The organism is Streptomyces sp. NPDC001502 (assembly GCF_042894785.1).
GTDB classification, from domain to species: Bacteria; Actinomycetota; Actinomycetes; order Streptomycetales; family Streptomycetaceae; genus Streptomyces; species Streptomyces kutzneri.
This window is the reverse complement of sequence record NZ_JBIAVW010000003.1, coordinates 400,992-413,406: the sequence shown is the minus strand read 5'-3', so window position 1 is coordinate 413,406 and position 12,415 is coordinate 400,992. Positions and strand designations below refer to the sequence as shown.

Sequence of the window (12,415 nt, the reverse complement as noted above, 5' to 3'; positions counted from 1 at the left end):
GCTGTTGTGGGCACGGATCGGGAAATCCTTCGCGCTACACGGGGTACAGCCGCGTGAATTCCTGCCGGTGTGCATGCAATGCGGGACAGGTGGGGCAAGGGAGGACAGGGAGCACAAGGAGGCGCCGAGCGGCTCCCCTTACCCTGAGTAATGGGTTCCATTCTGACCGAAAAGACTCACCCCATGATCACGCTCCCGCGGAAGCACCTGTTCCGTCAGCTATGAACGCCCCGACGCCTGCTCGTCAGCCCCGCGCGTCGCCACCCGCCCGGTCGGCGCCGGCCGTGGTCCGGCGCGCGCAGTGCCGGACGACCGAGCCCAGGTCTCCCTCCGAGCGCAGCAGGCTCCGCTGGACGCGCGCTCCGTTGCCGTGCTCCAGGAGGCGGGCGATGCCGGCCCGTACGAGTTCCTCGTCGCCGGAGTCGGCCAGTGCGTCGCCGACGTGCCGGTACAGCGCGTCGACGGCCGACTCGGGCGCGGTCTCGCGCAGCGTCTCGGGGTGCAACAGCGGACCGTCGAGTCCCGAGCGGCCCGCCTGCCACGACGCGAGCCGGAGCAGCCCGGTGCTGACCCTGGCCGGGGGTTCGCCGGCTCGCCACTCCCGGGCCGCGGTCTCCACCAGGGCGCGTACGAGGGCGGCCAGCAGGACGGGGGTCGACGCGTCGAGGCACACGTCCGCCACCCTGACCTCCACTGTCGGATAGGAGGCGGACAGCCGCGCGTCGAACCAGATCATCCCCTTGTCGCGCAGCACGCCCGACTCGACCATGGCCCGCACCTCCGCGTGGTAGCGGTCCGCGGAGCCGAAGACGTCCACCGGCCCGGCCGCGGGCAGCCGGTTCCAGACCCGGCTGCGATAGCTGCCGTACCCGGTGTCCTCGCCCTGCCAGAACGGGGAATTCGCGCTCATCGCGGTCAGTACCGGCAGCCAGAGCCGGATGCGGTCCAGTACGGCCACGCCCTCCTCGTCCGACTCCACCGACACATGGACGTGGCAGCCGCAGGTCAGCTGCTCCTGCGCGGTCAGGCCGAACTGCCGCGACACCCACTCGTAGCGGTGTCCGGGGGACATCGAAGGGCGGACGGCCAGCGGTGACGTGCCGATCGCCGCCACGACCGCGCCGGCCGCCGCGGCGTGCCGGGCGGCCTCGGCGCGCCACCGGAAGATCTCCTCCTGCAGCTCGCCCATCTCCGTCACCGGTCTCGTGCCGAACTCGACCTGCTCCTCCTGGAGCTCCGCCTCGAAGGTGTGGCCGGCGTCCTTTCCGTCCGCCTCACCGGCGGTCGCGGCACGGTCGGCTGCGGCGAGCACCGCCCCCGACACGGCCAGCGGCTCCCCGCTGTCCGCGTCCGCCAGGAGCAGCTCTTCCTCCACACCGACGCTTCGCATGCAATCGCCCCTCTCTTCGTCGTCCTGTCCACCGATCGGTTGTCACCGTCTGCCCGGGCCCGCCGTGGATATGCGGAAGGAGACCCGCCGGGCCGGGGGTCTACAGAACCGCAGGTGGTGGGGGTGTGGGCTCCTCAGCGGGGGCCGGGGATCCGGCCGCAGAGCAGGTTGCCCGGGTCCGCGGGGTCGTCGCTGATCCAGAACTGGCGCCAGAGGAGGGCGAACCGCTCGCGGCTGAGGTGGCCGGCGCCGTCCGGGTCGAGCAGTTCGAAGACGCCGTCCAGGTCGGCCGGTCGGCCGTTCCAGGTCTCCACGAGTCGCCGGTGGTCCTCCGGCGAGATGACGCCGTCGGCGTTGCTGTCCACCGCGTCGAAGACGGTGTCGGCGGTGGCGGTGACGTCCGCGACCACGGTCGGCAGGCGGTCGACGAGGGTGAGGAGTTCGCCCATGTCGACCGCCCCGTCGCCGTTCGCGTCACCGGCCTCCAGCAGCGCCGCCCACCAGCCCATCAGCAGCGTCTCCACCCGCGCCCGCAGCTCCGTACCGGGCTCCACTCCCGGCAGCCGGCCCCAGCGGCCGACCAGCGCCGTGAAGTCCTCCTCGCACAGGTAGCCGTCGCCGTCCGCGTCGAACGCGGCGAACATCCCCCTGAGCTTGCGCTCCTGAAACGCGTTGGCCACGAGCGGCCTCCCTCGACGCCGAACCGAACCGTGAACTGCCGCCCACCGTCTACCGGGGGCGGCAGCGCGTAACTATAGGTCCGTGGCCGCACCGGCCCCCACGGGCACGTGTGCACGAAGTGTCACCCCGGGGCGGGGCGGTCAGTCGCTGAGCCGGGCGGGCCCGGTCCCGGACGGGACCGGCCGCTGTTGCTCGAACGGGGAGGGCACCGGGAAGTAGGCCTCCAGGAAGGCCGTGACGACGTTGTGCTGCTGCGTCGCCGACAGACCGCCCCCGGCTCCGCCCTCGCCGGGTCCGTCCGGGTCCTCGTCGTCCGCGAGGCAGAAGGCGTCGTGGCCGCGCTCGGCCGCCAGATCCGGCAGCCGCTCGATCTCGGAGCGGCGCGCGGTGCTGACGTAGGTGTGCGTGAGGTCGCCTTCGACGGCACGCCCCTCGGCGAGCGCCAGGTGGGAGGCGAGGGTGACCGGGGCGAGATCGTCGGCGCTGCGGAAGACGGAGCGGGCGGTGACGGCGAGCCTTCCGGGCAGCAATTCCTCGACGCGGGCGAAGGCGGACCGGGTCAGGGGGTACGGCGTGTGCGCCAGGATGTGGGGATAGGTGCGGCCGATCGCCTCCTCGACGGCCTGCCGGGTGACCTTCTGGGACGAGGTGAACACGTCGTCCCCGGCCCGGCTGCCCGGGTCCACCGCCCGCCAGTCGTGGAAGACCTTGGCCAGTCCGGAGGGCAGGAAGTAGTTCTGCGGACGCTGGGGCCTGCCGAGGAAGATGTCGTCGTTGAAGTAGAGGAAGTGCTCGGCCAGGCCGGGGATGTGGTGCAGCCGGCTCTCGATGGCGTGGGAGTTGAACACCGCGGGAGCCGCGGGTTCCATGGACAGCTCGCGATGGTCGACGACCGTGATGCGGGGATGGTCGGCAGCGAGCCAGGCGGGGGCCTGGTCGTCGGTGACGAGGAAGATGCGCCGGACCCAGGGCGCGTAGGCGGCGATGGAGCGCAGGCAGTAGCGGAGCTCGCCGCGGTCGCGGTAGCGGTTCTCGGCGAGGTCGATCCCGCCGCTCTCGTCGATCTCGGAGGGGTGACCTGAACCGGCCTCCGCCTCGGCGGCCCGGTCCCGGCGGTGGCGCCAGGCGGGGTCGGCGGCGTCCACCCAGGTGATCACCGCGTCGATCGGGAAGTCGATGTCGTCGGGGAACCGGCTCGAAAAGCAGTCGACGACGGGGTACTCCCGGTCGTCGATGCGGCGGGTGGTGGAGGCGGCCAGGGAGGGGACCCACCAGCCGTACGGGGTCTCGCGCAGCACGGCGAGGGCGCCTTCGCCGGAGTCGGGGACCTCCCAGAACTCCAGGTCGCAGCCGGTCTCGGGGCCGTACTTCAGGGTCCGGCCGGAGGTGATGACCGGCCGGTGGACGCGTACGGCCCGCACGCGGGCGGTGTGCGCCGGCTCCTTCCCATCCCTGCCGTCCTTGCCGGTCTCGACGGACTCGACCGCCGCCGGGAGGTCCTCGGCGAGTACGTGCCCGGCGGCGCCGTCGGCGGTGACCAGGCGCGCGTAGACGGGGAGCCCCGTGAAGGCGGCGGCGCATGCCTTCAGAGCCGCGGCCCGGTCGCCGGGCGCGATGGCCACCCGGTGGATGAGCCCCCCGTCCGGGACCAGTCCGTAGGGGACGGCCGCAGCCTCCAGGGCCTCGGCGACCGACCGAAGACTGGCGGCACGGGCGTCGGCGGGGAGGAGGTCGTCGCGTACGGTCACCAGTCGGCCGCAGTGCTGGATCAGCCCCGGCACGGTCGCCAGCAGCTCCTCCTCACGGGAGGTGAGCCCGCTGGACGGAGGGGTCCTGCCGCCGATGCGCTCCCGCGCTGCGGGACCGGGCTGCGGCGGGACGCCACCGGGTCGACGCAGCGTCCGGGCGAGTCTGCGCAGCCCGGCGGGCATGGGAAGGCGGTGGACACCCTGCATGTACGACCTCGGTGTGGGGTGCCGGTGCGCTGCAGCCGGTCGACCGAGCGTCCCGGGCAGGAGCGGCGCGCTCAGCGGCAACGATGGATACCTTGTTCACGCTCACTTTTGCTGTTGTTCGCTTTTCACGCAAGAGTCGTGAGTGCCGCCGTCCCGACTCACAGCCAATTCTCAGGTGCGCCGACGGTCCGCCCGGCCACTCCCCCGCACCTCTGGTGCCGCGGCCCGCCCGGAGGGGATCATGGGCGGTGCGCGTTGGCCGTCATCGCCGCAGCGAGTGCAGGAGGTACGTGTGTCCGTAGCGTCGAGTCGTGCGTCCGGAAGTTCCGAAGTCCCGCTGCTCCGCGAGACGATCGGGGACAACCTCGACCGGACCGTACGGCGCTTCCCCGGCCGGGACGCCCTCGTGGACGTGGCCGCCGGCCGCCGGTGGACGTACGCGGAGCTGGCCGCCGACGTGGACGCCCTCGCCCTGGGGCTGCTGGACCTCGGGATCGTCCGGGGCGACCGCGTCGGCATCTGGGCGCCCAACCGCGCCGAGTGGACGCTGGTGCAGTACGCCACGGCGAAGATCGGGGCGATCCTGGTCACCGTGAACCCGGCGTACCGCTCCCACGAGCTGGAGTACGCGCTCGGGCAGGCCGGCATCCGGCTGCTGGTCGCGGCGGAGCGCTTCAAGACCTCCGACTACGCGGCGATGATCGAGGAGGTCCGGCCGCGCTGCCCGGGGCTGGAGTTCACCGTCCTGTTCGACGGGCCGCGGTGGGACGAGCTGCTGGACCGCGGGCGCGGGGCCGATCCGGCCGTACTGGCGCGGGCGCAGGCCGCGCTGAGCCCTGACGACCCGATCAACATCCAGTACACCTCGGGCACCACGGGCTTCCCCAAGGGGGCGACCCTCTCGCACCACAACATCCTCAACAACGGTTTCTTCGTGGGCGAGCTGTGCGGATACGACGAGCGCGACCGGGTGTGCATCCCGGTCCCCTTCTACCACTGTTTCGGGATGGTGATGGGCAATCTCGCCTGCACCAGCCACGGTGCGGCGATGGTGATCCCCGCGCCCGCCTTCGACCCGGCGGCGACGCTGGCGGCGGTGGAGGCGGAGGCCTGCACCTCCCTGTACGGGGTCCCCACCATGTTCATCGCCGAGCTGGCCGACCCCGGGTTCGACGGGTACGACCTGTCGAGCCTGCGCACCGGGATCATGGCGGGTTCGCCCTGCCCGGTGGAGGTCATGACCGAGGTCATCGAGCGGATGGGGATGACGGAGGTCTCCATCTGCTACGGCATGACGGAGACCTCTCCCGTGTCCACGCAGACCCGTGTGGACGACTCGGTCGAGCGCCGGGTCTCCACGGTGGGCCGGGTCGGCCCGCACCTGGAGGTCAAGGTGGTCGATCCGCAGTCCGGCCGGACCGTCCCGCGCGGCACCCCGGGAGAACTGTGCACCCGGGGCTACTCGGTGATGCTCGGCTACTGGGGCGAGCCCGAGAAGACCGCCGAGGCCGTCGATCCGGAGGGCTGGATGCACACCGGCGACCTGGCGGTCATGGACGGCGACGGCTACCTGAGCATCACCGGCCGGATCAAGGACATGGTGATCCGCGGCGGCGAGAACCTCTACCCCCGCGAGATCGAGGAGTTCCTCCACGCCCACCCGGACGTGATGGACGTGCAGGTCATCGGGGTGCCCGACCAGAAGTACGGGGAGGAGCTGATGGCGTGGGTGCGGATGCGTGAGGGGGCCGAGCCGCTGACGGCGCAGGCTGTGCGCGCGTACTGCGCGGGGCGGCTCGCCCACTTCAAGATCCCCCGCTACGTCCACGTCGTGAAGGAGTTCCCGATGACCGTCACCGGGAAGATCCGCAAGATCGAGATGCGTGCGATGGCGACCCGCCTGCTGGAGGAGGAGGCCGCGGCCGGCAGCGCCTGACCCCGCCGGGGCGGTGGCCGAGGCCCGCCGGGGGGGCGACGCCGACAGCTCCCCGGCAGCCTTCTTCCCCGCCCCTCTCTCCTCCCTCCGTCCTCCTTCCGTCGTCCCTCCCCGTCCCTCCCTCGTCGCCGAAGGCCCGGTCGGTTCGGCCACCGACGGCGATGGCGACGGCCCCGGCCGTCTGGGCGCCGACCGCGTTCCGGTACGGCTCTGCGCCCACGATCCGGACGACGCCGTCCGGGATGGCCGCGCATCCCGCGGCCCGGCCGTGACGCCCCCCGTCGGCCCTCAGCCCTTCCGCTTCGCCGCCGGCTTCCCGAGCGTTCGGTAGCCGGGGTGCACACCCGGCGTCAGTTCCTGCTGCGCCGCGACACGTTCGAGGAGTTCCAGCAGCCGCGCCCGCCCGTCGGGGTCGAGGGCGGCCAACAGGTCGTCCTCGTGGGCGGCCGCCGCCCGGGAGACCGCGCCGAGGGCCTGCCGCCCCCCGGGGGTGAGGTGCAGTTCGTAATTGCGGCGGTCCTCGGCGCTGCGCCGCCGCTCGACGAGCCGCTTCTCCTCCAGGACGTCGATCAGGGCGACGACGCGACTGGGCACGACTCCCAGGTCCTCGGCGAGAGCGCGCTGGCTGCGGCCGGGCTGTCCGGCGACCATCCGCAGCAGGCCGACGTCGGCGGGGGTGAGCCCCAGGGTGGCGACGCGTTCCGCGAACCGCCCCGCGGCGTGGGCACCGATCTGGGCGAGGAGGAAGGCCGCTCCGCGCGGAGCCGGGGCCGCGGCCTGGACCGGGGCCGCGGAGGGATCTGGTTGCCGGGCGGTGTTCACGCGGCTATCGTACGCGACACGAAATGATTCATCGAAGTGAATCGTTCTCCTCAAGAACGGATTGTGCCGTGGAAACGATCGAGAGCCGTGTCCCGCACGACACCCGCACCACCACCCCGCAGTCCGGGCCGCCACCCGGTGTCCTCGCCGTGGTCTTCACCGCCCTGTTCCTCGGCGGCCTCGTCCTCAGCACCGTGCTGGCCGGCGGCGATCCGTTCCCGTCGCCGTTCGGCGACTCGGACGCGATCACCGCGTACTTCCGCGACCACGGGGACGCGGTCCGGGTGTCGGGGGCCCTGCAGTTCGCCGCTGCCGTCCCCCTGGCCATCTACGCCGCGACCGTCTCCGCCCGCCTGAACCGGCTCGGGGTCCGGGCGCCCGGCGCCACCATCGCCCTCGCGGGCGGGGTGCTCGCCGCGGCGTTCCTGGCCTGCTCCGGCCTGGTCACCTGGGTCCTGTCCCACGCCGAGGTGACGCAACGGCCCGAGCTCGTACGGGCCCTGCAGTACCTGGCGTTCGGCCTGGGCGGCCCCGGACACGTGGTCCTGCTGGGCCTGCTCGTCGCCGGGATCGCCGTACCCGGACTGCTGGCCGGTCTCCTGCCTCGGGCACTGGCCGTCGCGGGGCTCGTCGTGGCCGCCGTCGCCGAGCTGGCCACCCTCGTCCTGCTGACCGAGAACGCCGCCCTGCTCCTGCCGGTCGCCCGCTTCACCGGGCTGGCCTGGCTGATCGCGGCGGGCTTCCTGCTGCCGCGCAACCGTGCCCGTATCCGCGTACGTGCCTCCGAGGAGGGCTGAGATGACCACCACCGACCGGAACACCGCCCAGGCGCAGCGCCTGCTGAGGTTCCACCAGCCGGAGAAGCTCCTGCGCCACCTGGGCCCGCTCGACGAGCCGGTGCTGGCCGCCCTGTTCGGGACCGATGCCGGGGACTACCGGGGCCGGCTGGAGCAGTTCGAGGAGCGCAACCGGGAAGCGGCGGCCGCGCTGTCGGCCGAACCGGGGGCGACCGCTCGGATCGCCGCACTGCCGTTCCGGCCGGGGCAGCACGTCGTGGCCCTGGGCGAGAGCACCACCGCCGACCGGCTCTCCTGGTTCGAGATCCTGCGGCACCTGCTCCCCGAGGGCGTACGGTGCACCAACCTGGCCGTATCGGGGAGCACCACCTCCCAGGCTCTGGCGCAGCAGCTGCCGGCGCTGGGATTCGGGCGGCCCGACTGGGTGTTGTGCATGCTCGGGGCGAACGACGTACAGCGCATCGACAGCACCCCGCTCGTCGGTTTCGCCGAGATCTGCCGCAACCTGGGCGCCCTGCACGACCTGGCGGTGGCCCGGACGGGGGCCCGGTGGGTCTGGCTCACCCCGACGCGCACGGACCCCGGCCGCGTGGAACGGTACGAGCACTTCCGGCGGGCCGGGCTGAGCTGGTCCGACGCGGACCTGGACGCCGTGGCCGACTTCCTGCTGGGCCGGCCGGAGCCGGTGGTCGACACACGCCCCGCGGCGCGCGGCCACCATGAGGCCGACGGCCTCCACCTCACCCCGTCCGGCCAACGCGCGGTCACCGCAGCCCTGCTGGAGACCCTCGGCCTCTGAGGGTCCCGCGCCGCACGCGCGGGAGCGCGGGCCCCTCCCGTCCCGGCCGTGGCGGGGCCTGCGCGCGCGTGGCGTGCGCAGGCGGCGACATCGCCTCCAGCAACATGGTGTTCACCACATCGCGCACCCGGGGTAACAACCGCTTTCTAGCGTGACCGACGTGGGACCCCAGGCACGAACAGCGCGGCCGGAGAACACTCATGACGGTCCATCGCTCCCCGTCCTGCCGGCGGCGCCGCACCTTCACCTGCACCCAGCCCCACCGGGAGGCGTGGCATGAGCACCACCGAGTCGCGACAGACCACGGCACACGCGACGAAGACCGCTGCCGACCAGGCGGTCAAGGAGACGCTGGAGGACTACACCCTCCGGTTCGCACCGCGTAGTTACCGGCGCTGGACCCCCATGGTCGTGGCCACCACGGCCCTCGGCGGCATCGCCTACATGGCCGACTTCTCCATCGGCGCCGGCATCGGCCTGGCCCACGGCACCAGCAACGCACTCGTGGCCATCGCCGTCGCCGCCGCCGTCATCTTCCTCACCGGCTTCCCGCTGGCCTACTACGGCGCGCGCTACAACATCGACCTCGACCTGATCACGCGCGGCTCCGGCTTCGGCTACTACGGTTCGGTCCTCACCAGCATCATCTTCGCCAGCTTCACCTTCATCTTCTTCGCCCTCGAAGGCTCGATCATGGCCCAGGGCCTCGAACTCGGCCTCGGACTGCCGCTGTGGCTGGGCTACGCCGTCTCCACGCTCATGGTGATCCCGCTGGTCGTCTACGGCATGAAGGCGCTCAGCAAGCTCCAGGTGTGGACCACCCCGATCTGGCTGCTGCTCATGGTCGGTCCGCTGGTCTATCTGATCGCCGACGACCCCGGCACGGTGGACCGCTTCCTGGCCTACCCCGGCACGGACGGCGACGGCGCCGTCAACACCGCCTCCGTCATGCTCGGTGCGGGGGTGTGCCTGTCCTTGATCGCGCAGATCGGCGAGCAGATCGACTACCTGCGCTTCATGCCGCCCAAGACCGAGGCGAACCAGCGCACCTGGTGGACCGCCGTGGTGATGGCCGGCCCCGGGTGGGTGGTACTCGGCGCGCTCAAGCAGGCCATCGGTGTCTTCCTCGCCGTCTACATCCTCGCCGAGGTCGGACCGGCGGCCGCGCCCGAGCCCATCCAGCAGTTCCGCAGCGCCTTCGACGCGATGCTGCCGGCCTGGTCGGTCGTCCCGCTGGCCGTGATCCTGGTGGTCATCAGCCAGATCAAGATCAACGTGACGAACGCGTACTCCGGCTCGCTGGCCTGGACGAACTCCTTCACCCGCGTCACCCGGCACTACCCCGGCCGCATGGTCTTCGTCCTGGTCAACCTGGCCTTCGCCCTCGTTCTGATGGAAGCCGACATGTTCAGCTTCCTGGGCAGCATCCTGGGTTTCTACTCGAACTGCGCGATCGCCTGGGTGGTCACCGTGGCCACCGACATCGGCATCAACAAGTACGTGCTGAAGCTGTCCCCGCTCCAGCCGGAATTCCGCCGGGGGATGCTCCACGCGGTCAATCCGGTCGGCGTCGTGGCGTTCCTCGCCGCCTCCGGCCTGTCGATCGCCATGTACTTCCACCTCCTCGGCGACACCCTGCAGCCGTACTCGCCCGTGGCCGCGGCCGTCATCGCCTTCGTCGTCACACCGCTGATGGCCGTGGTCACCAAGGGCCGCTACTACTTGCGGCGCACCGACGACGGCATCGGCGAGCCCCTGCTGGACTCCGACGGGAACCCGAGCGCGGCCACCCTCGGCTGCCACGTCTGTCACCAGTCCTACGAGCGCCCCGACCTCACCGCATGTGTCACCCACGGCTCGGTCGTCTGCTCGCTGTGCCTGAGCACCGACAAGGCAGGCGACCACGTCCTGCCGGCCACCGCATAGGCCGGCTCTGTCCGGCCGGCGGTCACTGCGGGCCCTGCCGGGGTGCGCCGGCCGTCGGCGGGGTGCTCGTCGCGCGTCGGGGTATCCGCAGGTGCAGGCGGTAGCCGCCGTCGGGGGTGGGTCCGCCGGCGAGGGTGCCGCCGAGCTGTTCGGCCCGTTCGCGCAGGCCGATCAGGCCGTGCCGCGCGCTGGGCAGCGCCAGAGCGGGATGCCGGGCCGTGGTGTTGGTGACGGTCACGTCGAGGGCGGGTCCGGGCCGGCGGAAGTCGACCACGACGGTCGACCCGGGTGCGTGTTTGCGTACGTTGGTCAGGGCCTCCTGGACGGTCCGGTAGGCGGCGCGCTCCACGGCGGGGCTCGCATCACGGGGGACCTCGCCCGTCAGCGTCACGTCCAGGCCGCAGTCCGCGATCAGGCCGTCGAGCTGGGCCAGGACGGACTGCGGCGGCTGCGGCTGCGGGGCGGGTCCCGCGTCACTGCTGCCCGGGGCTCGCAGCACGGCGACCATGTGGCGCAGTTCGTCCAGTGTGGCCGCGCTCAGGGTGCGGATGGTGCGGGCGGCCTCCTTGGTGTCCGTGCTGTCCGCGGACACCTGCAGGGCGCCGGCGCGGACCGCGATGAGGCTGACCTGGTGGGAGACCACATCGTGCATCTCCCGGGCGAGATGGGCGCGCTCGCGGGCCAGGACCTGCTGGGCGTGGAGCTCGCGCTGGTGTTCCTGCGCCGCGCGCAGCTCCTCCATGTGCCGGGCGAGTTCGTGGCGGGTGAGGACGAGCCGGCCGAGGAGCACCGCCACTCCCGCGGCGGTGAGCGAGTAGCCGACGGCGACGGCGAACTCGGCGGGGTGGTCGGCCTCGTACGGGCCGAGGTCCGGAAGGTTGGCGAAGATCCCGTACGCCAGCACGAATCCTGCCAGGGCGCGGCGGGTGCGGTGCTGTTCGGCCAGGGAGAAGAGGGCGGCGAGGGCGGCGACGACGTTGTGGCCGAGTTGCACGGCGAGCAGGGTGAACACGAACACCGTCACCGGCCAGCGGCGTCGTGCCAGCAGAGCCACGGCGGCGGCGGCTCCGGGGGCGGCCGCCGCCCATGTGCCGGTTCCGGAGAACACCCACGCGTCGGCCATGGCGGCGGCCGCCAGCCCCGCGTCCACCACGCGGGGGTCCAGGGTGCGGCCGGTACGGGCCATGTGCCCGGCTCCGTCCGGGGCCGTCCGGCCGGTCATGCGTGTGCCCCGTCGAGCAGGCCGGCGCGCTGCGCCCACAAGGCGGCCTGGACGCGGTTGCTGACGTCGAGTTTGGCCAGTACGGCGCTCACGTAGTCCTTGACGGTGCCGATGCTCAGGTGGAGACGGCGCCCGATGTCGGCGTTCGACAGTCCCTGCGACAGCAGCACGAGGATGTCCCGTTCGCGTGCGCTGAGCCGGGAGACCGCGTGGGTGGTGGCGCGCTGCTCGCCGTGGTGGTGGAGGTAGCCGCTGATCACGGTGGCGGTGACCTGGGGGGCGAGGGCCACCGCGCCCGCCGCCAGTGACCTGACCAGGTGGGCGAGTTCGTCCGGGTCGGTGTCCTTGACCAGGAAGCCGGAGGCACCCGAGCGCAGTGCGGCGACGATGTACTGGTCGGAGTCGAAGGTGGTGAGCATGGCGACCACCGGCGGATCGGGCAGCTGCATCAGCCGCGCGAGGATGGTCAGCCCGTCGACGTCGGGCATGCGTATGTCGAGCAGCACCAGGTCGGGGGTGTGCGTGGCGACCGCTGCCAGGGCCTGCCCGCCGCCGGTGGCCGCCACCACCTCGATGTCCGCCGCGGCGTTGAGGATCAGCGTGAGCCCGGACCGGACGAGAGCCTCGTCGTCGACCACCATCACTCGGATCACCGCACCGGTCTCCCACCTGTAGTTGCCTGCCGGCCTCAGCCCTTTCCGCAGGTCAGCACCGGGGAAAGCAGGTGTCACCCTAGCGGCACCCGCGGGCCCACCCGTACGGCGGGACGACCGGGCCGGGCGGCCGGTACGCAACCCGCGCGGTGGCGGGCCGAACCAGCCGGTCGGCGGGTGTCGTTCGCCCCCGGGCCCGGCCGAAGATCGTGACGTCGCGGGCCACGCCGGCAG

Annotated in this window: 10 protein-coding genes; 4 read left to right on the top strand and 6 right to left on the bottom strand. The window is 72.3% G+C overall.

Annotation, left to right across the window (positions count from 1 at the left end; all coding sequences use genetic code 11):
• Window positions 1-244: 244 nt before the first annotated feature.
• The 3 genes from ACFY0D_RS06745 to ACFY0D_RS06735 form a co-directional block, all read right to left on the bottom strand.
• Window positions 245-1,390: a glutamate--cysteine ligase gene (locus tag ACFY0D_RS06745; protein WP_390797318.1), complete on the bottom strand. Its 1,146-nt coding sequence runs from the start codon at window positions 1,388-1,390 to the stop codon at window positions 245-247.
• 134 nt (window positions 1,391-1,524) lie between these two features.
• Complete coding sequence (locus ACFY0D_RS06740) at window positions 1,525-2,070, bottom strand: EF-hand domain-containing protein (RefSeq protein ID WP_390797317.1); 546 nt, start codon at window positions 2,068-2,070, stop codon at window positions 1,525-1,527.
• Between the two features lie 141 nt (window positions 2,071-2,211).
• Window positions 2,212-4,002 carry a stealth family protein gene (locus ACFY0D_RS06735; protein ID WP_390797316.1) on the bottom strand — a complete coding sequence of 597 codons (1,791 nt, stop codon included), beginning with the start codon at window positions 4,000-4,002 and terminating at the stop codon, window positions 2,212-2,214.
• A 265-nt stretch (window positions 4,003-4,267) separates the two neighbouring features.
• Between ACFY0D_RS06735 and ACFY0D_RS06730 the strand changes: the two genes are divergently transcribed.
• Window positions 4,268-5,962: an AMP-binding protein gene (locus tag ACFY0D_RS06730; RefSeq protein WP_390797315.1), complete on the top strand. Its 1,695-nt coding sequence runs from the start codon at window positions 4,268-4,270 to the stop codon at window positions 5,960-5,962.
• A 288-nt stretch (window positions 5,963-6,250) separates the two neighbouring features.
• Here ACFY0D_RS06730 and ACFY0D_RS06725 read toward each other — a convergent pair whose 3' ends face one another.
• Window positions 6,251-6,784, bottom strand: a complete 534-nt coding sequence (locus ACFY0D_RS06725) for a MarR family winged helix-turn-helix transcriptional regulator (RefSeq protein WP_390797314.1) — start codon at window positions 6,782-6,784, stop codon at window positions 6,251-6,253.
• 68 nt (window positions 6,785-6,852) lie between these two features.
• On the opposite strand from ACFY0D_RS06725, the gene ACFY0D_RS06720 reads away from it, so the two are divergent.
• The 3 genes from ACFY0D_RS06720 (at window position 6,853) to ACFY0D_RS06710 (ending at window position 10,306) form a co-directional block, all read left to right on the top strand.
• Window positions 6,853-7,581: a hypothetical protein gene (locus ACFY0D_RS06720; protein ID WP_390797313.1), complete on the top strand. Its 729-nt coding sequence runs from the start codon at window positions 6,853-6,855 to the stop codon at window positions 7,579-7,581.
• 1 nt (window position 7,582) lies between these two features.
• Window positions 7,583-8,380: an SGNH/GDSL hydrolase family protein gene (locus tag ACFY0D_RS06715; RefSeq protein WP_390797312.1), complete on the top strand. Its 798-nt coding sequence runs from the start codon at window positions 7,583-7,585 to the stop codon at window positions 8,378-8,380.
• A gap of 276 nt (window positions 8,381-8,656) precedes the next feature.
• On the top strand, window positions 8,657-10,306 hold the full coding sequence (locus ACFY0D_RS06710) for a purine-cytosine permease family protein (RefSeq protein WP_390797311.1): 1,650 nt from the start codon (window positions 8,657-8,659) through the stop codon (window positions 10,304-10,306).
• Between the two features lie 22 nt (window positions 10,307-10,328).
• Here ACFY0D_RS06710 and ACFY0D_RS06705 read toward each other — a convergent pair whose 3' ends face one another.
• Both ACFY0D_RS06705 and ACFY0D_RS06700 read right to left on the bottom strand, forming a co-directional pair.
• A complete protein-coding gene (locus ACFY0D_RS06705) occupies window positions 10,329-11,528 on the bottom strand; it encodes a sensor histidine kinase (protein WP_390797310.1) in 1,200 nt (399 codons plus the stop codon).
• Window positions 11,525-12,181 (bottom strand): response regulator, encoded by a 657-nt coding sequence (locus ACFY0D_RS06700; protein WP_390797309.1) that lies wholly within the window; start codon window positions 12,179-12,181, stop codon window positions 11,525-11,527. Before ACFY0D_RS06700 ends, ACFY0D_RS06705 begins: the two co-directional genes overlap by 4 nt.
• Window positions 12,182-12,415: the final 234 nt, after the last annotated feature.

Excerpts from the sequence above, each read along its gene's own strand:
- ACFY0D_RS06715 (WP_390797312.1), top strand. The coding sequence starts at position 7,583 with ATGACCACCACCGACCGGAACACCGCCCAGGCGCAGCGCCTGCTGAGG.
- ACFY0D_RS06735 (WP_390797316.1), bottom strand. The coding sequence starts at position 4,002 with ATGCCCGCCGGGCTGCGCAGACTCGCCCGGACGCTGCGTCGACCCGGT.
- ACFY0D_RS06730 (WP_390797315.1), top strand. The coding sequence starts at position 4,268 with ATGGGCGGTGCGCGTTGGCCGTCATCGCCGCAGCGAGTGCAGGAGGTA.
- ACFY0D_RS06745 (WP_390797318.1), bottom strand. The coding sequence starts at position 1,390 with ATGCGAAGCGTCGGTGTGGAGGAAGAGCTGCTCCTGGCGGACGCGGAC.
- ACFY0D_RS06710 (WP_390797311.1), top strand. The coding sequence starts at position 8,657 with ATGAGCACCACCGAGTCGCGACAGACCACGGCACACGCGACGAAGACC.
- ACFY0D_RS06705 (WP_390797310.1), bottom strand. The coding sequence starts at position 11,528 with ATGACCGGCCGGACGGCCCCGGACGGAGCCGGGCACATGGCCCGTACC.